At 59.7% G+C, this 20,432-nt stretch carries 19 protein-coding genes; 15 read left to right on the forward strand and 4 right to left on the reverse strand.

Annotated elements, in window-relative coordinates:
• Nucleotides 1–384: 384 nt before the first annotated feature.
• Nucleotides 385–1,536, reverse strand: coding sequence for a porin (locus P0D73_RS09210; RefSeq protein WP_494478258.1), 1,152 nt, complete (start codon nucleotides 1,534–1,536; stop codon nucleotides 385–387).
• Nucleotides 1,537–1,809: 273 nt separating this feature from the next.
• On the opposite strand from P0D73_RS09210, the gene P0D73_RS09215 reads away from it, so the two are divergent.
• The 7 genes from P0D73_RS09215 to P0D73_RS09245 are packed head-to-tail and all read left to right on the forward strand — an operon-like array spanning nucleotide 1,810 to nucleotide 8,609.
• Nucleotides 1,810–2,328 (forward strand): bacteriohemerythrin, encoded by a 519-nt coding sequence (locus tag P0D73_RS09215; protein ID WP_408177364.1) that lies wholly within the window; start codon nucleotides 1,810–1,812, stop codon nucleotides 2,326–2,328.
• 53 nt (nucleotides 2,329–2,381) lie between these two features.
• Complete coding sequence (locus P0D73_RS09220; protein ID WP_408431003.1) at nucleotides 2,382–3,353, forward strand: PDR/VanB family oxidoreductase; 972 nt, start codon at nucleotides 2,382–2,384, stop codon at nucleotides 3,351–3,353.
• A 45-nt stretch (nucleotides 3,354–3,398) separates the two neighbouring features.
• Nucleotides 3,399–4,697: a Rieske 2Fe-2S domain-containing protein gene (locus P0D73_RS09225; RefSeq protein WP_408431006.1), complete on the forward strand. Its 1,299-nt coding sequence runs from the start codon at nucleotides 3,399–3,401 to the stop codon at nucleotides 4,695–4,697.
• 27 nt (nucleotides 4,698–4,724) lie between these two features.
• Nucleotides 4,725–5,993 carry a Rieske 2Fe-2S domain-containing protein gene (locus tag P0D73_RS09230; protein WP_408431009.1) on the forward strand — a complete coding sequence of 423 codons (1,269 nt, stop codon included), beginning with the start codon at nucleotides 4,725–4,727 and terminating at the stop codon, nucleotides 5,991–5,993.
• Between the two features lie 13 nt (nucleotides 5,994–6,006).
• A complete protein-coding gene (locus P0D73_RS09235; RefSeq protein ID WP_408431011.1) occupies nucleotides 6,007–6,831 on the forward strand; it encodes an SDR family NAD(P)-dependent oxidoreductase in 825 nt (274 codons plus the stop codon).
• Nucleotides 6,832–6,839: 8 nt separating this feature from the next.
• Entirely contained in the window at nucleotides 6,840–7,784 is a 945-nt protein-coding gene (locus tag P0D73_RS09240) for an alpha/beta hydrolase (protein WP_408431015.1), read from the forward strand.
• Between the two features lie 42 nt (nucleotides 7,785–7,826).
• Nucleotides 7,827–8,609 (forward strand): MarR family winged helix-turn-helix transcriptional regulator, encoded by a 783-nt coding sequence (locus tag P0D73_RS09245; RefSeq protein ID WP_408431018.1) that lies wholly within the window; start codon nucleotides 7,827–7,829, stop codon nucleotides 8,607–8,609.
• Between the two features lie 15 nt (nucleotides 8,610–8,624).
• Here the strand turns inward: P0D73_RS09245 and P0D73_RS09250 are convergent, their stop codons facing one another.
• A complete protein-coding gene (locus P0D73_RS09250) occupies nucleotides 8,625–9,362 on the reverse strand; it encodes an NAD(P)H-dependent oxidoreductase (RefSeq protein WP_408431021.1) in 738 nt (245 codons plus the stop codon).
• Nucleotides 9,363–9,574: 212 nt separating this feature from the next.
• On the opposite strand from P0D73_RS09250, the gene P0D73_RS09255 reads away from it, so the two are divergent.
• The 5 genes from P0D73_RS09255 (at nucleotide 9,575) to P0D73_RS09275 (ending at nucleotide 14,651) form a co-directional block, all read left to right on the forward strand.
• Complete coding sequence (locus P0D73_RS09255; RefSeq protein WP_408286299.1) at nucleotides 9,575–9,748, forward strand: helix-turn-helix domain-containing protein; 174 nt, start codon at nucleotides 9,575–9,577, stop codon at nucleotides 9,746–9,748.
• Between the two features lie 314 nt (nucleotides 9,749–10,062).
• On the forward strand, nucleotides 10,063–10,389 hold the full coding sequence (locus P0D73_RS09260) for a DUF4148 domain-containing protein (protein ID WP_408177373.1): 327 nt from the start codon (nucleotides 10,063–10,065) through the stop codon (nucleotides 10,387–10,389).
• Between the two features lie 138 nt (nucleotides 10,390–10,527).
• Nucleotides 10,528–12,006 carry an aldehyde dehydrogenase gene (locus tag P0D73_RS09265; RefSeq protein ID WP_408431023.1) on the forward strand — a complete coding sequence of 493 codons (1,479 nt, stop codon included), beginning with the start codon at nucleotides 10,528–10,530 and terminating at the stop codon, nucleotides 12,004–12,006.
• Between the two features lie 123 nt (nucleotides 12,007–12,129).
• On the forward strand, nucleotides 12,130–14,205 hold the full coding sequence (locus tag P0D73_RS09270; RefSeq protein WP_408286295.1) for an FUSC family protein: 2,076 nt from the start codon (nucleotides 12,130–12,132) through the stop codon (nucleotides 14,203–14,205).
• Entirely contained in the window at nucleotides 14,196–14,651 is a 456-nt protein-coding gene (locus P0D73_RS09275; protein ID WP_408286293.1) for an MEKHLA domain-containing protein, read from the forward strand. Before P0D73_RS09270 ends, P0D73_RS09275 begins: the two co-directional genes overlap by 10 nt.
• Before the next feature lie 85 nt (nucleotides 14,652–14,736).
• Here P0D73_RS09275 and P0D73_RS09280 read toward each other — a convergent pair whose 3' ends face one another.
• Nucleotides 14,737–15,540: an enoyl-CoA hydratase/isomerase family protein gene (locus P0D73_RS09280; protein ID WP_408286291.1), complete on the reverse strand. Its 804-nt coding sequence runs from the start codon at nucleotides 15,538–15,540 to the stop codon at nucleotides 14,737–14,739.
• Nucleotides 15,541–15,551: 11 nt separating this feature from the next.
• Nucleotides 15,552–16,319 carry an SDR family NAD(P)-dependent oxidoreductase gene (locus P0D73_RS09285; protein ID WP_408431304.1) on the reverse strand — a complete coding sequence of 256 codons (768 nt, stop codon included), beginning with the start codon at nucleotides 16,317–16,319 and terminating at the stop codon, nucleotides 15,552–15,554.
• A 348-nt stretch (nucleotides 16,320–16,667) separates the two neighbouring features.
• On the opposite strand from P0D73_RS09285, the gene P0D73_RS09290 reads away from it, so the two are divergent.
• The 3 genes from P0D73_RS09290 to gcvA all read left to right on the forward strand — a co-directional run bounded on the left by P0D73_RS09290 (nucleotide 16,668) and on the right by gcvA (nucleotide 20,427).
• Nucleotides 16,668–18,743, forward strand: coding sequence for a CaiB/BaiF CoA-transferase family protein (locus P0D73_RS09290; RefSeq protein ID WP_408431026.1), 2,076 nt, complete (start codon nucleotides 16,668–16,670; stop codon nucleotides 18,741–18,743).
• 1 nt (nucleotide 18,744) lies between these two features.
• A complete protein-coding gene (locus P0D73_RS09295) occupies nucleotides 18,745–19,212 on the forward strand; it encodes an ester cyclase (protein WP_408431028.1) in 468 nt (155 codons plus the stop codon).
• Between the two features lie 315 nt (nucleotides 19,213–19,527).
• Nucleotides 19,528–20,427, forward strand: coding sequence for a transcriptional regulator GcvA (gcvA, locus tag P0D73_RS09300; protein ID WP_408319264.1), 900 nt, complete (start codon nucleotides 19,528–19,530; stop codon nucleotides 20,425–20,427).
• Nucleotides 20,428–20,432: the final 5 nt, after the last annotated feature.

Here is a 20,432-nt window from a genome sequence, read left to right on the forward strand (position 1 = left end):
TCCGGTTGGCGACCTGGTTGATTGCGTATCGCGCACGAACGGGCACGACACGTGGGTTCCAGGCGTGCATCCGGTGGGGACATCCGAGTTCGATGGATGGGCGGGTCGTGCTACGGCTGGACGCAGCGTAATGCAGAGTCCATGCCAAATTGCAGCGAGCCTTGTCTGGCGGACGTTTGGCGATATTTGAGGGGCGCGGATGGGGCGAAGTGTCGTCGCGCGGCCGACGAATATTCGAGTGGAAGTCGGGCCGCGACAGACACGTGCTCAGTACGTGGCACGCTATACCAAGCGCCACGCTTCGGAAAGGGGCAAGAACTCAGTCACGAGTTCCAGTGTGAACGCCCGACTACTGCGCGATGACATCGAGCATTCACTATCCATTTAGAACTGGTGACGAACACCCACCATCGCACCCGTTTGATCCACCCCGGGCAATGGCGTAGAAGCGGGTGGAATCACGCCGCCATCAATCGTGAACGCGGCGTTGCGCTGGTTGAACATACGCCCTGCTGTGACGTACACGGAAGTGCGCTTGGACAATAAGTACGACACACGCGCTGCGATCACGGAAGCTCCCGCGGAACTCCCACCGTTGACCGATATATGTCCGAACTGGGCGTCAAGCGCGATCTGTGGAACGGGAAAATAGGTCCCGCCAAGCCACCAGTAGTTGCTGACCGCGTCGAAAACAGTCGGCGTCTGTACCCCGTGATTAATTCGATGAAGGTATCCCGCACCGATCGTCGAGGTACCCAGTTTCACGTAGCCGTCGATGACGGCACGTGTATCAGTTTGCGAGGTATTGGGCTGGGGCGAGCCAGGGCCGCCACCGCCGTAATTGCGGTCAATCGCCGTCGCCACGCCCCATGTCGCCGCTTCATATTTCACCATGGCAGACATTGACTTGCAGGCCCGCCAGTCCGTCGGCGACTGCCCGGCGCACCCGCCGGCCGGCGCAGAATCCACCGCGTCGCGCCCGAACGAATAAGTCACGCCCACGGTCAGCCCCGATGACGTGAACGTGTAGGCGACCGCGTTGTCGAGCCGCGCTTGAGACAAGTACGGGTCCAGATCACCGGCGGCATAGACATTCGGCCCCATCGTGTCACCCGGCAAGGCCCAATAGATCTGAGAATATTGCCGGCCTAAAGATAATGTCCCCCACCGCCCTGAAAGTCCGACATATGCCTGCCTGCCAAACAGGCGACCACCCTGATTCAGCGTTCCCTGTGACGGGGCGAAGCCCGACTCCAATACGAAAACCGCGCTGAGACCGCCACCCAGATCCTCCTTGCCACGCAAGCCCCACCTCGAGGGTATCGATGCCGTGAGCGACGGCATACGCACGACGCTGGACTGGTGAGCACCGACATTTGTCACGTACTCGATACCGGTATCGATAATCCCATACAGAGTGACAGAGCTCTGTGCCTGCGATGCTCCCGGCGCACATGCCGCAAGAGACGCGAGTCCCCACCAAATTGTCTGACGCCACGAGAAGGCACGTCCCGTCCGACCCAGCCTCGAACTCATCATCTGTCTCCCTTTGGTTAAATGCTTCCACGGAAGCTAATTTTTTTTCGTCTTCCCTGTCAAACGATTTGCCGTCGGGAGATACCCGCATCTGGAACCTCTGAGGCTTGGCATTGTCAGAAATAACGAGCCTTACCCACGAAATTCGCTGTGTTTGTCGAAATTTTCACATATTGGCGTTTGCCCTACCTCGACACTCATCGCTCAGAATAGTATCTTCCGTGGAAGACGTAATAGATTGACGTGATCAATTGAGCAGGAGTTCGTTGAAAAATGAAGCAATTGAAAGATCACCAGACAAACCACGGTCGCGGTGCCGCACCGTCACCGAACCCAGCGTGGGAGAAGGATCGCGTGCTCTCCGGCTTCGCCTGGCATGATGACTACGCCCTTGGCCATCAGGCGATGGACGAGACCCATCACGAGTTTGTCGCGTGTGTACACACGCTGCTGACAACGGACGACGAAAATCTCGAGAACGCGCTCGAAGCGTTTGCCGAGCATGCGCGCCGCCACTTTGATGACGAGGACGCCTCGATGCGCGAGACAGCCTACGGTTCAGCGGGCTGCCATATCGACGAGCACGCGGCCGTGCTCCGATCCCTCGACGAGGTACGCACCATGTTGGCTGATGGACGGACCGAGGTCGTCCGCTCTTTTGCCAGAGCGCTGGTGGATTGGTTTCCGGAGCATGTGCGCGTGATGGACCAAGGTCTGGCGCGCTGGCTGGTTCAGCGACAGTTGGGCGCCTCGCCAGTAGTCATCCGGCGTCGGCTTCACATCGCCGCATGACACGCTCTCCTCTCTTTACGGCTATATCCGTCATGGAACACAAATCGACCCCTATGAACACTTTGCTGCAAGTCAAAGTCTCTGCCAAAACCTGGCCGGCGGACGACATTGCCGGCTATGACCTCTCGCCATTGGCGGATAGTGCACTGCCTGCCTTCGAAGCAGGCGCGCACATCGACCTACACGTGCCTGGTGGCCCCGTACGTCAGTACTCCTTGTATGAACTGCCGGGCGAATACCCCCGCTACCGGATTGGCGTGCTGCGCGATCCCCAATCCCGCGGCGGCTCGGTAAAGCTTCTCGATAACGTGCATGCGGGAGATACGCTCACGATCAGCGCCCCGCGCAATCACTTCAGCCTGCACAGCGGTCAAAACAGTCGTTCGATCCTGTTCGCGGGTGGCATCGGTATCACGCCGATCCTCTGCATGGCGCAGCAGTTGGCGCGCGAGCACCGCCCATTCGCGATGCACTACTGTGGGCGCACGCTGTCGCGCATGGCTTTCGTCGATCGCCTGCAACAAGCGCAATTTGGCGACGATTCGCAGATGCACGTGCACGTCGATGACGGCGCCCCCGACCAGCAACTCGATGCCCGCTCCGCGATAGGCTCGCCCTCTTCCGACAAGCATCTTTACGTGTGTGGACCCAACGGCTTTATGGACCACATCCTGCAGACCGCGCGCGAACTCGGTTGGGACGAGGGACACCTGCACCGCGAATATTTCGCGGCAACGCCAATCGATTCTTCAGAGGACGGACGGTTCGAAATCGAGATCGGCAGCAGTGGCCAGGTCATCGAGGTTCACGCGGATCAAAGTGCCGCGCACGCCTTGCTCGACGCCGGTTTCAACTTGCCATTGTCTTGCGAGCAAGGAGTTTGCGGCACCTGCATGACGAAGGTGCTGGCCGGCGCACCCGACCATCGAGATCTGTATCTGACGGACGAGGAGCGGGCACGCAACGACAGCTTCATGCCGTGCTGCTCGCGCGCCAAGACTTCCCGGCTGGTGCTCGATCTTTGAGGCCACCTGTTACTCACTGCCTGACACTGTAGCGAGGGGATCAACATGTTGACCAAGCAAGATAACGAATTGATGTGCCGTATCGGAGTAGGTACGGCCATGGGCGAGGCAATGCGCCGCTTCTGGCTGCCCGTCATCCAGTCGTCGGACATGCCGCAGGCGAATGGAGAGCCGCAGACGATAGATCTGCTGGGTGAGCGGTTTGTCGTGTGGCGCGACCAGCAGGGTCGCCCCGGCCTCTATGCAGAGGGCTGTCTACACCGGGGTGCTTCAATGCAGTTGGCCCGTTCGGAGGGCGATGGCCTGCGCTGCATCTATCACGGCTGGAAGTTTGCGGTGGATGGGACTGTCCTCGAGACCCCGAACATCGAAGACCCGAAATTCAAGGAGCGCATCAAGGGACGAACCTATCCAGTGCGGGAAGCGGGCGGCATCGTCTGGGGTTATCTGGGTCCCAAGGGTGAAGAGCCGCCCTTCCCGCACACGGCCTTCATGGACCAGCCGGACTCGCACCGCATCAACGCCTGCGCGGTCATCAACGCCAATTTCGTTCAGGTGATGGAAGGTCTCGTCGACTCATCGCATTTGACCGTCCTCCATAGTTCCGCCCTCGCGAGGACCAACGACTCCGATCTTGACTATGCGAAGAAGACTTCGCACATGCAGTTCGACGCAACCCCGAAGATCGAAGCAGACGAAACGGACTTTGGTTTCCACTATGTCGCAATCCGCCAAAACGGGGACAAACGTATCGCTCGAGTAACCGCATTCATCGCACCTTGCTTCATCGCCAACGCGAACGGGGATGTCTGGCTTGCGATCGTCCCGGTTAGCGACGAGCGCTGCAACCTGTATCACGTGTGGTGGGACGCCGAAAAGCGCATTGGCGTAGAACCGTTGCGCAGTGAGCAACTCACGTTCGTGGGCCTGGATCAGCCGACGCTGCGCAAGTACGGCATGACGACCGACACCTGTGACTCGTCGGCCGCGATGTCCGTCGCCAATGGCTATCGCCAGGACCGCGTGCAGCAGCGCAATGGCCACTTCACCGGTTTTGACGGCATCACGCAGGAAGACGCCGCGTGCAGCGTTTCGAGCGGCGCGATTCGCGACCGCTCGCAGGAGATGCTATCCACGGCCGATATCGCGATCAGCCGCCTTCAGCGCTGCTTGCTGGCGTATGCCCGGGCGGCCCGTGACCAGCAGGAGATAGCCGCGCTGCGAGCGGACGCTGGCAGCGCAATAGGCGTGTCCGGTGAGATCGGTATCGACGAGAACTGGCGCACCCTGGTTCCGCACCATCGGATCGTTTCGTCCCATGGTGCACGTGCAGAGCGCAGTTAATAACGAAAGTCAGGAAAGGAGCATTAAATGTTGAGCCACGCAGACAACGAGATTCTTTGCCGTATCGGTCCGGGTACCCCTGGAGGAAACCTGATGCGACGCTTCTGGCACCCGGTGTGCACCTCGGCCCAATTGCCGCATCCGGACTGCGCGCCACTGCGCGTCCGACTGCTCGGCGAGAACTATGTCGCGTTCCGGGACACCGAGGGCAAGGTCGGCTTTCTGGAAGAGCTGTGCATGCACCGGGGCGCATCGCTCGCACTGGGAAGGGTCGAGGAAGGCGGCATCCGCTGCCTCTATCACGGCTGGAAGTTCAGCGCGTCCGGCACCGTCATGGAAACGCCGAACCACGCCGATCCGAAATACGCTACACGGATGAAGGCGCCGGCCTTTCCAGTGCGCGAGGAAGGCGGCATCGTCTGGGCGTATGTGGGCCCAATCGAGTTACTCCCGGCGTTTTCCCGCTATGCCTTCATGGACGCGGAACCGAACCATCGCGTCGTGCTGCGCGTCAACGTCGCCTGCAACTATCTGCAACTGGTGGAGGGTGGAGAGGACAGCTCTCATGTCGGCGTGCTGCACACCAACATGGCACGCCCCGGCTGGAAAGACAACGAGTTCACACGCAACCCTGACGTAATCAATCCCGCTGCGCTTGCCTCCAATGACCTTGAACCGGCCCTGAAAATCGAAGAGACGGCCTTCGGTTTCCACTATGTCGCGCTGCGCAAGACCAATGAGCCGGGAGTCCGTAATGCACGCGTAGTCCCATTTATCGTCCCGTACGGCCGCATCATTCCTGCCCCGGCGTTTCAGTTCACCGTCCTCGAGGTCCCCGAAGACGACACGCACACCAGCACCTACATCGTCGTTCATGGCGACGCTCCGGTGAGCGAAGAGAAGATCATCGAGTTGCTCGGGCTGAACGACTCTACTTACTATGACCGCAAGAATTGCACGTTCACGGCTAGCTGGACGGACACCTTCGGCCAGAATCGCGAGCTGATGAAGGAAAGCTGGACCGGATTGCGCGGCGTCGAAGTGGAGGACGCCACGATCGGATTGTCTCAAGGGCCGCTCTACGACCGTTCGCGCGAGCATCTGGTGCCAGCCGACCAGGCTGTCGTGCGTGTGCGCCGCGTGCTGCTGGATTCGATCAAGCGTGTGACGCAGAACCAGCAGCCGCCCGCGCTCGGCCTCGACCTTCGGGGCGTGAGCGCCTGTGACCGACAACTCGAAGACGGTGTAGCCTGGCAAGAGCTGCTGCCTTCACATCGCCAGGTAGTGGCAGCCTGAGGAGGAGACTCGCATGAGCAACAACATCCATAACGACGTTCCGGACTACTTGTCCTTGTTACGACTCGACGGTCGCGGTTTTGTAGTGCTTGGCGCCGGCCAGGGTATCGGCGCGCAGACCGTTCATGCACTGGCTCAGGCCGGTGCTCGCGTGCTCTGCGTCGACCGCGACGAGACGCTCGCCCGGAACATTGCGGACGCCGTGGCCGGGATACCGTGCGTGGCGGACGCAACATCCCGCGTCGACATGCAGCGCGTGTTCGACACCGCGCGGCAGCATTTCGGCCGCGTCCATGGCGTCGTCGATATCATCGGTGTCGCGGGAATCAAGCCGCTATCCGCCGTCGACGATGAGTCGTGGGACCAGCAATTCGATATCGTCGTACGCCACGCGTACCTCGCGATTCAAATTGCCGGCGAAATGATGAAGGCCGATGGTGGCGGCACCTTTGCGTTTGTCGGCTCGCTCGCCGGCGATCGCGCGGTGCCGAACGAGGTTGCCTACGCGGCCTCGAAGGCGGCATTGCATCACCTCGTGCGCTGCGCGGGTGTTGAGTATGCCCCCCACAACGTGCGCATCAATGCAGTGTCTCCGGGTTTCGTCCGCACGCCGCGACTGAATCAGCGTCTGGACGAATCGACGTGGACGACAGTCGGTCGCGCGATTCCGATTGGCCGGGCCGCCACGCCGGCGGAAATCGCGGGCCACCTGCTATTCCTTGCTTCCGATCTGAGCGCCCATATGGCCGGTGAGATCATCACTGTGGATGGCGGCCTCAGCGTCGTTGCCGCCATTCCCGCCATTACGTTCGCTCCCTCCACGACCCCGACTCCCTGAAATCAACGATGTCTTCTTCCTCTCAAAACCATATCCACCCGTCGCTTCGCGCTATTGCCGCAAATGCCGCAGCGAAACCGAGCATGGCGGAAGTGAGCCCCGAGGAGGCGCGTGCAGGCATCGCCGCACGCACTGCCGCACGGGAGCCCGGCCCCCGTATCGATAAGGTTTTCGATTTCATGATTCCGGGCCTCGACGCCGAAATCCCCGTACGCATCTACCATCCAAAGGGCGCCACAGGGGTCACGATGGCCTTTCACGGCGGCGGATGGCTGATGGGCAGTCGGGACAGCTTCGACGCGGTATGCCGGCATCTGGGCCACGACTCCGGACTGGCGGTGGTCAGTGTCGACTATCGGCTCGCGCCTGAGCACCCCTTCCCTGCAGCGTTGGACGACGTGTGGGCCGCGACCTGCTGGGTCGCCGAGTACGGGCACACGCTGGGCCTTCCGTCCGAACGCTTGACCGTGTTCGGCGAGTCGGCCGGCGGCAATCTCGCGGCAGTGGTCTGCCTGCTTGCGCGGGACCACGCCAAGCCGCGCATTCTCGCCCAGGCACTCGTCTATCCTGCAACAGATGCTCGTCAGCAGATGGCCTCGCTATCCACCTATGCCGAAGGCTTCATGCAGCGCAAGGCCGACGTCGAGTACGCATTTCGCACGTACGCACTGGATCATGGTGTGACGCCCACAACCTGGAAGCTCTCGCCGCTCCTTGCCGACAACCATGCGGGACTACCGCCGGCCATCGTTATCACCGCCGAGTGTGATGCCGTGCGCGACGATGGCGAAGCCTACGCGCGGAGATTGGCCGAGGCGGGCGTCCCGGCGACGTGCGTGCGATACCTCGGCATGCTGCATACCTTTTATAGCATGCGCGGCCAATTCGACGCGGCGGCGCTGGCCCAGCGCCAGATAGCCGACATGTTGCGCAATGCGGTGCAAGCGGTATAAGGACGACTATCCTCCAAGCGGAACTACTCGGCCGCGCGCCTGATGTTTGACGCGCCGTCGGAAAATTTACGTACAATTGTGCGCGGCCATATTGAGCCAGTCCCGCTACAATTTGCCGGGAGTGAACATCCTTCCAGGGAAGTCATCGAGATGAGCATCGCAGCACCAAAGCGACCCGCGCCTACCCGAACCCGCAAGAATGCGGCATCGGAACAGTCGGAGCCCACCAGGAAAGCGAATCTTCCTGGTAGCAGCCTGATCGAATTCATCACGCTGCAGTGGCAACGCGAACACAGCGAGCTCGATCTCTCCAACTTCCTGCTCGCGATCTATTTCATGCGACTCGGCACGCTCGTAGAACAGGCGTTTGACAAAATGTGCCAGAGCCTGTGTGGCATTAGCGGGTCGGACATGCGTGTGCTGCTGGCGCTGCGCCGCAGCGGTCATCCATACGCGAAGCGCCCCACGGATTTGTATCGGGCACTACTCGTTACCTCGGGCGCAATTACCAAAAAGATCGACCGTCTCGCGAGCCTTGGCTTGGTGGAGCGTCAGCAAGACCCAAGTCACGGCGGCGGATTCATCGTCCATTTGACCAGGAAAGGCCTTGATGTCGTTGAGAAGGCGATAGTGAAGCTGGCGGAAGAGTCGTCGATCGCGCCCGCGATGGCACACTTTTCGGAGGCGGAGCGCGCTGCGGGCAACGAGTTCTGCCTGCGGACACTGGCGTTAATGGAAGAATTGGTCCTTCCGGGTCTTGAAGAACCCGACAACGCATTGTCGAAGCCTCGGGCCAAGGGCACGCGCTCGCCACGCAGTCGTTGAAGATCCCACTCATCTTCACATACTGAGACTCTCCATTCGCCGGTGCTGGTGGCCCACGGCGGCTTCGTCCTGGTCGTGCGGTGCCCGAATGTGTTCGATATAGTCGTTCGCGCTACGGCTCAATTGATCTGCCGGAATAACGTGATTCGCGCCTTGTAACGCGAAAAGAGGCAAATAACGCGCGCCGACAAAACGCGCCGTTTGTTCGAGCGGACGAAGCAGTTCGACCAGCGTGTGTCCCACACGGCCATCTGTCTGATACGCGCCTTCAGGACTGCCGGTCGATACGACCAGCCCTATTTCTTTGTGCGCCAGCCGGTTGCCACCCGGACCATATGCCCAGCCATAAGCGAGGACGTCGTCGAGCCATTTTTTCAGCAGCGGCGGAGTGCTGTACCAATACAGCGGAAACTGCAGAAAGATTCTCTCGTGGCTTTCGAGCAGCGCCTGCTCCGCCGCGACGTCGATATTCCAGTCCGGGTATAGCTCATAAATATTCCGAATTGTGACCGGACCCGGAGCTTCCTGGAGCCTGGATCGCCACGCCGCATTGATCTGCGACTCGGCAAGGTTCGGATGAGCGAGTATGACCAGCGTTTTCTTGCTCATGATTTCCTCGCTCCATGACGGAAATCGATGCGCGTTCATAATGCGTTTCATGTCAGGCTCCTTGACGGATAAGAGGGACCCAACGACCCGGTGTCTGCGCAAGATCTGCCTTCGCGCTCCGGTGCGTCGATCCGTTGCAGACATTCTTGCCCGCCAGAGCGGCCCCGCCAATTCCCCAAACATGCGGGCAACGGGTGCAGCAATGCACAAGTCCGCGCACATCTGCAGCCTTGCAATTAAAGTCAATCGTAGGCGCAAAAATAGTTGATTGAGATCGGTCCAGTCCGCTTCTAATATCTTTGTCCAGCCGCGTCACCTCGAGATTCGGACGATCAAGAGAGAAAAGGAGAGCATCCGTGTTCGACTGGGAGGATTTACGCTATTTCATTGCATTTAGTCAGGAAGAATCCCTCGCAAAAGCGGCGCCGCAATTGAAGGTCGACCACGCGACCGTCGCGCGAAGAATTGCTTCACTCGAACAGGCCCTTGAACTCAAGCTAGTCGACCGCCCCCGCGCGCCTATGTTCTGACCACGGACGGCGAGCGCATCGCCGAACGCGGCAAGGAAGTATGGCTCTCCATCCACAACGATCTGCGGCACGCGCCGGCCATCCGTAGCGTCATTCAGTTCATTGCCAACTGCTTCCCCGGCGACGGTTGGCGCCAACAGCACGTCACCAAAGATTGTGCATTTCTTCACGGACCATCCGCACATTTCGGGAATTGGCAGATAGAAGACCGGTAGCAATAATGAGTTCACCGATCGACGAACAACACGAGATGGATCGTAGATTTTCCGCCTCGTCGTTGAACGTCTTCTCTTCGATCTCTCAAGGAGCATGAAATGAAACGCGTACTGATCCCGGCTGTTGTTCTTGCAAGTGTCATCGCATCATCCACTGTGTTCGCCGCACCTGCCGACTACGGCAAGACTCGCGCACAAGTGCGGGCGGAACTGATCCAGGCTCGTGAAGCGGGTTTACTCGACGCGCCCGATACCACGTACCCCACCGCTCAGTTGCGCGCAGCAGCCGCACTGCAGGCCGCTAACACGGCCGCCACGAACGCCAGCGCATCGGCCGTGGGTGGCAGCGTCGCGGGCCACTCTCAAAGCGGACGCCGCACCGTAACCGCGCCCGAAGCACGGGACAGCATCTATTTCGGTCAATGAACGTCGCGTAAAGAAAGCATGCGCATCGCCAGAACCCGATGCGCATTTCTTCACATGCGGCGTGCAGTAGTGAGGAGTTCCGTGACGCCGGTCAGGCAACTACGATGAACTCACCGTAACCAGTCAAGGAGTAACGTGATGGAACAGTTCAAGATGCGCATCGGCGGCGAGTGGCGCGGTGCGAGCGATGGTCGGACGTTCGAAAGCCTCAACCCCTACAACGGCGAGATCTGGGCCGAGGTGCCGCGCGGCACAGCCGAAGATGTCGACGCTGCGGTGCGCGCGGCTCATGCAGCGTTCAAGCGCGGCCCCTGGGCGACGATGACAGCGAGCCAGCGCGGCATGGTCCTGCACAAGATCGGCGATGCGATCGCCGCGCACGCGGAGGAGCTGGCCGACATGGAAGTGAAGGATAACGGCAAGCTGAAAGCCGAAATGCTCAAGCAGATGGAATATCTGCCGCAATGGTTCTACTACTACGGCGGCCTCGCCGACAAGGTTCAGGGCGATGTCACACCGTTCGACAAACCCGGCATTTTCCACTACAGCACGTTCGAGCCGCTCGGCGTAGTGGCAACGATCGCGCCGTGGAATTCTCCGCTGCTGCTCGCGGTTTGGAAAATAGCGCCGGCGCTTGCAGCAGGTAACACGGTCGTCATCAAGCCATCCGAGTTCTCGTCGGCATCCTCCATTCTGTTTGCGAAACTGTGTGAAGAGGCCGGCGTGCCGGATGGCGTCGTCAATATCGTGACCGGCTTCGGCAAAGAAGTGGGTGAACCGCTCGTCGCTCATCCATTGGTCGCACGCGTCGCCTTCACCGGCAGCGAGGGCGGTGGTCGCCATGTGTACGAGAACGCGGCACGCTCCTTCAAGCGCGTTTCACTGGAACTGGGCGGCAAGTCGGCCAATATCGTGTTCGAGGATGCGAACCTCGACGACGCGGTGAAGGGCGCCGTAACCGCCATCTTCTCGGCAACGGGCCAGAGCTGCATGGCCGGATCACGCCTGCTCGTGCATTCGAGCATCCATGACGAGTTCGTCGAGCGGCTGGTGAAGTTCATGCAGGACGTGCGACTGGGCGATCCGATGTCGCCGGAGACGAACATGGGCCCTGTCTCGACCCAGCCGCAACTCGAAAAGACCTTGTACTACATCGACGTGGCGAAACAGGAAGGCGCACGCCTCGTTCTGGGTGGCGGACGTTCGACGCGGCCTGGCACCGAGAACGGCCTCTTTGTCGAGCCGACCATTTTCGTCGATGTCCGCAACGACATGCGCATCGCGCAGGAAGAGGTATTCGGACCGGTCGTGGCGGTCATCAAGTTCGACACGGAAGAGGAAGCGATCGCGATTGCCAACGACAGCAACTATGGTCTGGCGGCCGGCGTCTGGACACGCGATCTTCGCCGCGCCATGACGGTGCCGAAACAACTCGAAGTAGGCAGCGTGTGGGTCAATGCGTATCGCCTCGTCAGCTATCTCGCGCCGTTTGGCGGTGTGAAAGCGTCGGGAATCGGCCGCGAGAATGGCATTCGTGCGATTTACGAATACCTCGAAGCCAAGAGTGTCTTCATCAACCCCACGCCGGGTGTCGAAAACCCGTTCGTGCTGGGCTGAGCGACTGTGTCTCCAGGACGATCGCTGACGTAGTCACACGCCGGCGATCGTCCTTATGCAAGGACACCGACTGCACACATTCTTCGACCAACGTCGACAGCAAGCAAAAGGGTTGGCAAGGCAATGCGTTCGAAATGGATCCCCTCTTATAGCCTCGTGATGTTCGCGGGTCGTGCGGCTCTGGCCGCGACGCTCGCGCTACTCTGTTCGCTGCTCCTTGGCCTGCACGAGCCGCATTGGGCCGCATGGACCGCGGTTTCCGTCGGGCTTCCAGCACGCGGGGACGGTCTGCTGAAATCGCTCAACCGGGCGATCGGAACGGCAATTGGCGCGCCAACCGGCGTTCTGCTTGCTTTCGCGGCGCACGGCAGCGAGCCGCTGCTCGTCGGCTTGCTGGCGGCATGGCTCGCCGTGTCTGTGTATGCAGGTCTCTCGCTGCGTCATTATCGCGCCTACGCGGCGGTACTGGCTGGCTACAGTGCAGTCATCATTGCCATGTCTCTCACGGACCAAACGGGTCAACTGTTCGAGGTGGGGCGAGATCGTTGCGCCGGTATTTTCATCGGCATCGCCAGCACTTTGCTCGTGCTTCTTTTGTCGCGCGACGTACAAAGCGGACATGCAAGCCGACGTATTCGCCGCGCGATTGCGACGGCATGCACCTGGAGCGCGGACCGGCTTGTCGGCTTGCCGCGCGCCTGGGCCGCCGACGGCACCGGCCCGCAACGGCTGCGCAGCCAGTTGAGCGACATCCTGGCGCTTGACGGCGCCGTTCACAGTGCAGTCGCCGAGTCGCCAGCGTTGTGGGCTCGCGCGGGCCGTTTGCACAAGGTCGTGCCGGCACTGCTCGATCTGCTCGTCGTGTCGAGAAGCATCGAGCGGAACTTCGAAGAGGCTGCCGCCAGAAATAACCCCATAAGCGAAGAGGTCGAAATCGTCGTCGTCAAAGCATCCGTATTGCTCACGTCCATCGCTGGCGCACTAACCGACGATCCGGCACACGACATCGAAAAGCTGCCAGGCTTTCGGCGCCAGGCGCAGGCATTGCGTGGCATGCTCGTATGCATTCAGGCACGAAATGCGATTGAACGTCGGCGCATCGATCTCGTATCGGCACTCCTCGGCGCAACAGAAGCCGCGCTGAGAACCTATGCCGCCTTAACAGGGGAACAAGGTGGTGTCGATACAGAAAGCTATCCGGCCCCGGTCTACGCACTTGATCACAGCTACGCGATCGCTGCGGCGTTGCGCGCCGGGTTCGCGTTACTGTTAGCCGGCGCTATCTGGATTGCCTCCGGTTGGCAAGGCGGACCGCTGTTCGTCGCGTTTACGGCGATTGCAATTGCCCTCTTCGCCATCCGGCCCGACCCGCGAGATACGGGCCGTCATTTTCTCGCGTCGGGCGCGGTTGGGGCCGGCGCAGCGTTCCTGTTCTATGCGACGGTCTCGCCGCATCTTCCTCACGCGATAGGCGTTTCGCTCGCCGAGGGCGGCATTGTTTTTCTTGGGATCGTTGTCGCGTCCGTGCTTTCGAACGCGTTCTGGGCGTCGGGTTTTTGCCTCGTGTTCCTCGTCGTGTCGGATCCCGCGTCCATTGCTCATACGACCACGGCCGCGATAAGCGCGCATGCGCTGGGTGTGCTGGCCGGCTCCGCACTGGCCGCGCTAGCCTTCCATCTTGTTCCGTCGCGCAGGTTTGAACAACAGTGGCGCAAACAGCGCCTCAAACGGATAGCCGACGCGATCAGGACCTTGATCGCTTCACCCGTCGCGCAGCAAACGGTCGACATGCGCCATGCGTGGCAATGCCGTAGCATCGATACGCTGGTGCGACTCGCGTTGCCCGCCGCCTCCGTCAAGGAGGTGGACGAGTGCATGGCGTGGATAGAGATTGGAGGTGAACTTCTCAAGTTGAAGGAAGCTTCGCGCGTCGAGCCGCTTCCGTTGAACGCCAGAAAGTCGATCAACGACTTGCTGACGGACCTTCAGAGTCTCGAACTGCAATCGTGGCACGTGCGGTTGATCGTAGCCGATGCCGAACTGCGCGACGAGAAGCTCGCCGGCAACCAGCATGTACTGGGGACTCGCGCGGTGGTTCTTGAACTTGCGTCGCTTATACAGCGCATTGCGGCAGCGGAGAGTTGCGACAGCGGCGCAGAGTATCAACTGAAATCCAGGAGCAATACTGTATGGCAATGAATACCGATACCCGCTTCTTCCAGCTTATGGCCGGGTCTTATGAGCGACTCCTTGGGAAACCGCTTGTTCCCAAGGGATTAAGCGCCGTTCAGGGTGTTGAATGGCTTTATGCCGAAGCCCCGTTTGGCATTCTCGCGCACAACACCGCGGCTGATCCCGTGTTCATCTACGGCAACAAGCGCGCACAGTTCCTGTTCGAATACGACTGGGATGAGCTCACCTCGCTGCATTCGCGGCTGTCGGCTGAAGCACCGGAGCGCAGCGAACGCCAGGCGTTCCTCGATCAGGTAGGACGCGATGGATTCGTTACCGGATATCGCGGCATTCGGGTTGCGAAATCCGGTAGGCGCTTCTGGATTGAACGAGCCACCGTGTGGCAACTCTTCGACGAAGATGGGACGTATCGAGGTCAGGCCGCGATGATCCCTGAGACGACCGATATTTGACCCATCGTTCAAATGCTTCCGCAGGCCAGTTGTGACGCGCATGCATCGGCACTGGCCTCGGACACTGCTTCCCACCGCCCTGGTGTTATCGACCCTTGAACTGCGGCTTGCGCTTTTCCGCGAAAGCCCGGCGCCCTTCGATACGATCTTCCGATTCCCGCATTGCGCCCCACGCCAACTCCGTGAATTCAAGCGCCTGGGTCAGTGGCACATTGCTGCTGGTTTCGGCAACCTTCTTGATCATCTGGACGGCTAGCGGTCCGTTACCCGAGATGATCCTTGCCAGCTCCAACGCTTTATTCATCAGGGATTCGGGCTCAACCACGTCCGACACCAGCCCAACACGTTCTGCGTATCCTGCGTCGACCTTGCCACCTGTCAGCAGCATTTTCATTGCAACGGCGGACGGCACCGCTTTCTGAAGCGCCTGAATGCCGCAGACGGCCGGAATGCTGCCCACGACAGCTTCAGGCAGGCCGAGCACAGCGTTGGTGGCGGCAATGCGCAGGTCGCACTGAAGGGCCAACTCAAGACCTCCGCCCAGGCAATAGCCATTAATCGCGGCAATCATCGGCTTGAAGATTCGAAGCGAACTGAGTTCGATCAGGCGAACGTAGACACCTTCAGCAGCGGCGCGATCGATGGATTTGACGAACGACGAACCGAAGTTGGTCGAAGGCGGCAGCGTGTTTTTCAGGTCCGCCCCGACACAGAACGACTTACGCCCGGCGCCGGTCAGAACGATGACGCGAACTTCCTCGTCGTCTCGAGCCTCCGCCAAAACGGCGCGGAGTTCCTTCAGGCTCTCCAGATCGAGTGCGTTCAGTGCTTCCGGACGATCCAGGGTAACCGTTGCGATTCGATCCGAAACTGAGTAATGGATGGTCATGGCCTTGCTCCTTAAACACTCGGCGAGGACAGTGATCGCCCACCACAGACATATAGCGTCTGCCCCGTGATATAGGACGACTCCCTTTGCGCGAAGAACAGAACCGCCTGGGCGATATCGTCGGGCGTTCCAATGCGCTGGACCGGAACCGATTTCTTCAGACGTTCCTGCAGTTCGACGTCGAATTTGCGAAAGAGCGGCGTGTCCACGATTCCCGGAGCAACGGCGTTCACCGTAATGCCAGCACTCGCCCATTCAAGCGCGAGACTCCGCGTGAGGCTTACCACGCCACCCTTGGCCGCCGAGTAGTTCGATTGCCCCACGCCACCCAGCCATGCCCGCGAAGAGATATTGACGATGCGGCCATAATTGGCCGGAACCATTTGTTTCAATGCCGCCCGGCAGCACAGAAACTGCGATTTCAAATTGACGTTGATGACCGAATCCCACTCATCGTCGCTCATCTTGGTGATGCGTTTGTCTTTCACGATGCCGGCGTTGTTCACCAGAACGTCCAGCCGGCCCAGTCGCTCGGCGACCGCATCCACTGCCTGGTTCACGGATTCACTGCTCGTCACGTCCACTGGCATGCCTAGAACATCGGCCCCCGCGCGCGAAAGGGTTGTCGTGGCTTCATCGAGGCTGTCTAGGTCCATGTCAAACAGGACGATCCGTCGACCTTTCTGCGCCAAAGCCGACGCAATGCCGAAGCCAATGCCTTTGGCACCGCCCGTGATGATTGCGACTTCGGCGTCGCGACCAGTTTCAGATGAGTTCATGATGTTTACGCACGCGAAGAGATGGATGAACACGGCCGCCATGAATGCCGGCGAGCGCTCGGGGGCACCCAGTTGAAGAGTGGACCGATTGCGATAGATGCTATTGCGTCGCTGTTTGGCGGGCAAATCACTTTTCCGCCGAGTTCGATTGACTTTCACTGTAGCTAGTCCACGCGTTGTCACCACTCGTCGTTCAGTTCATCAAATGTCAACCCAAACAGCAGGAAATGTCGGTTGTACCGCCCAGTTCGTTGCCATATCGTTGAATCAAGATGCGGCGTGTGTTGCTACCACGCGATCAATCTGTCATCGGTCAATGGATAGACACCGGACGTTTGGGAGACTGGAATGTTGGACGGAATGCGAATTCTCGCGTGGGGCTCACGCAGTGCAGTTGAATTGAGTGCGAGTCTGCTTGGACACGCGGGCGCGCAAGTGCATGTTGCAGACGCTGACTCATCTCAGTCGTTCTCGGGGTACGACGTGGTGATCGTCTCGTCTGATACGGCCAGTTTTGCAGCGTGGGCGGAGATATCGAGCTTGAAGGCGTCTGGCACGCTCATCGTCTGCGACATATGCGCTACGGGCCCCCAGAGTGCGAGGTTTGCAGGCCGCTGGACAGATGGGCAAATCCAGGCGATCACGGGCCTGATGGACACGACGGGCTTTGAAAGCGGAGAACCGGTGAGTATCGGTATCCCGTTCACCGAAATCTCCGCAGCGTTATACGCTGCGGCGGCCATAGCGGCGGCATCGCGAGTCCTTCGTGTGCAAGGCTTCGCACAGAACATCGACGTTTCCCTATTCGCCTGCGCGAGCAGCGCACTGACCACCTTTCTGCCGAAAGCGTTCACCCGCAGCAGCGTTGAACGTGTCGGGAACCGGCACCCGGCGTGCGCCCCGTGGAACGCGTATCGGACACTCGACGGTTGGGTCCTGATTTGTACCAGCACCGAAGACCAGTGGCGAAAACTGAAGATCGCAATCAATCAACCGGCACTCGACGACATTCGCTTCGCGACCTTGAATGAAAGGGTCCGCAACGTAGATTCACTTGATCCGTTTATCGAGGCCTGGTCTTCCGAGTTGACTACCGATCAGTGCTGCGCTCTGTGCGAGAAAATCGGCGTGGCAGCGGGGCCCATCGTACCCATTTCGTTGCTCCATGAAGAGCCGAATTTCAAGCTGCGGCATCCAGTGGCCGCCGCACAGATTTTGGCGGGTGAAATCGGGAAGCACACGTATGCGGCGGTTACGCCGTTCCGGACATTCCCTCTGATGAACGACAGCGAGTTTCACGGTAATGCGCCTGAAACTCCGCGACGGTTGACTGCGAAATCTGCCGGTTACGTCGCAGGATTAGAGGCGCGACAAGGCCCAAATCCAACCGGCGCGTTGACGGGCGTCCGGGTGATCGAGATCGGGCAATACACAACCGCGCCTCTCGTCGGAAAACATCTTGCGGCGCTCGGTGCCGAGGTGATCAAGGTTGAGCCGCTGGAGGGAGAAGTCGCGAGAAACTGGTCTCCGGGACAAGACGGGTTGAGCTATTTCTTTGCCCTCAACAACACCGACAAGAAGAGCATCTCGCTGGATCTGAAGCAGGCATCTCACCTGCGTTACCTCGAAGCGTTGCTCGCCACTAGTGATGTCCTCGTCGAAAACCTTCGTCCGGGAGCGCTAGCCAAACTTGGCCTGGACCGATCCTCTTTGAAAGAGATCAATCCGGCGCTGATCTACTGTTCGATCTCCGGATTTGGAATTGAGTCCGCTTATCCGACGCGACCTGCGTTTGATACGGTCATCCAGGCGATGAGCGGCCTCATGGACCTCACACCCGATGGTGACGGCGCTCCTGTGAAAGCGGGCGCATCGGCAGCCGACATTCTCGGCGGCCAGGCCGCCTTGTTTGCGATAGTCGCCGAACTCGTTGGACAGTCGGAAGGAAGCGGGAGGTTCGTAGAGATATCCATGCAGGACGTGGCGGCGTGGAGCTGTCTATTCGCTGCCGGCAATCCTGTTTCGAAAAGCATGACCATTGCCTGTTCGGACGGATACGTCTCGGCCGAGGCAACGAATTCCGTGGAAATCGAAGTGGTTCATAGCCAGGCACCAGGCGCTCACTGTGAGGCGACGACTCGTGACCTCCTGATAGCAAAGCTTGAGTCACTGGGCATTGCAGCCGTGCCTGTAGTCCGCATGGACGAGCTAATGGACGACGCGGATTTTCTGGCGGATATATTGAGTGTCGGCCGGGACAATGAGGGGGCATTCTGGCCGCTCATCAAAATGCCCTATAGGCTGTCCCGCACGCCAGCAAAAGTTCGTACCGTTCCTAGCCGCCTTGAACCCGTGATGGTGCAGTTCACTGAAAAGCATGAGTCAACAAACGAAATACCTATCACCAATACGCACGAGAGTTGAAATGGCAAAGCGAGATTCAGTGCAGATCGCCGAGAGATTCTGGCGTGAAGTATGGCAGTTGCGTAATCCGAACGCTGCGGACCATCTGGTTTCGGAAGACTTCACCGTGACGTCCGGCGGTGTGGATATCAGATCGCGCGAAGCGTTCAAAAAGTGGGTGGCAGCATTCCTGTCAAGCATTGACGACTTTGAATTCAATGTCATCGAAACATTCCAGAACGAGACAGGCGACCGAGTGGTGACCCGCTGGCGTGTCACGGGCAAAAACAAGGGTTTCATGGGTTCTGAATCGTGCGGGTCGCCGATCGATATGACGGGGACTGCTGTCTTGCATGTTGGTGAAGACGGTCTGCTAAAACACAACTGGGTGGAGCGCAGCGCGTTGGAAGTGCTTTGGAGCCTGTCCGCGAAAAGTCGATCCTTTGAGGCCGGATCGGCGTCGACCTGTCGACGTTCGAATGTCCTCTGATTCAGCGACCGAATCAAGCTGAAGCAGCTACTTCGCCCAGTCCTCGCGCCGCGCCAGCGATTGAAGTCAACAACGGGTGGCCGGCCCGCAAATCCACGCGACACAGCCGGAATTCGCGGTGCCAATCACGGCTTTCTTCTAAGCTCGGGCGGAGAAGTCCGTCGCACCGCTCGCAACTCCTTCCATACTTCCATCTCCTGCGTCATGTAGGCGCATTTTTTTGCTGCGACAGCGACCAGCGTGTCGATGCCGCGCAGCCGTCGCAACGGAGAGTTCGGCGAATGGACCACCGTAGGTACGTGGTAACATTTCGTCATGCGAACGCTTCCGTCTCTCAACGCTCTGCGAGCTTTCGAAGCCGCGGGTCGGCTCCTCAGCGTCCAACTGGCCGCGGAGGAATTGCATGTCACGCCCGCCGCCGTCAGCCGCCACATCAAGCTGCTCGAAGATCAGCTCGGCGTAACGCTGTTTGACCGGGGACATCGGTCGATAACGCTAACGCCGATGGGCGAGCGCTATCTCGTGGACATCGCACGCGCCTTCGAGGCGATGCGCACTGCAACCGTCAATCTGACCGAGAGTCGACGCAGGCGGCACCTCAAGATCCGCGCATACACGACATTTTCGAGGAATTGGCTCATTCCTCGCCTTTCGTCGTTTCATCTTCAGCACCCGGATATCGAAGTGATTCTGACAACCTCGCTTCACGCGGTCGATTTCAACACCGACGATGTGGACGCTGCGATACGGTTGTCCCACGCGCCGTCATCCGACATCGGCTTTGATCGGCTTGTGCCGAACGAGCTCGTCCCTGTCTGCAGCCCGGAATTCCTGCATGCTCATCCGGACCTGACGGACGCGACGCCGGGGGCTCTGCGCACAGTACCTTTGCTTCACTCGCTCGCCCGCCGGGAAGATTGGGCAAAGTGGCTCGATGCCGCGGGCGTGAAAGGCGTCAATCCGCTCGGTGGTCTGAGTTATGAGAGTTCGATCCTCGCGTATTTCGCGGCCACGCAAGGGCATGGCGTCGCAATAGCGCAGCGTGTTCTGATAACAGAAGATCTGGATTCCGGCCGTCTCGTGATGCCGTTCTCCTTCGTTCTCGATGAAGGCGCGTTCACGTACTATCTTGTCTATCCCAAGAGCCGCATCTCGTCGCCCGAATTTACGGCTTTCCGCGAGTGGCTTCTCTCGGTGGGTGGCGGGCAGACCTGATCTGT

Source organism: Paraburkholderia sp. RL18-101-BIB-B (assembly GCF_046026985.1).
Classification (GTDB): domain Bacteria; phylum Pseudomonadota; class Gammaproteobacteria; order Burkholderiales; family Burkholderiaceae; genus Paraburkholderia.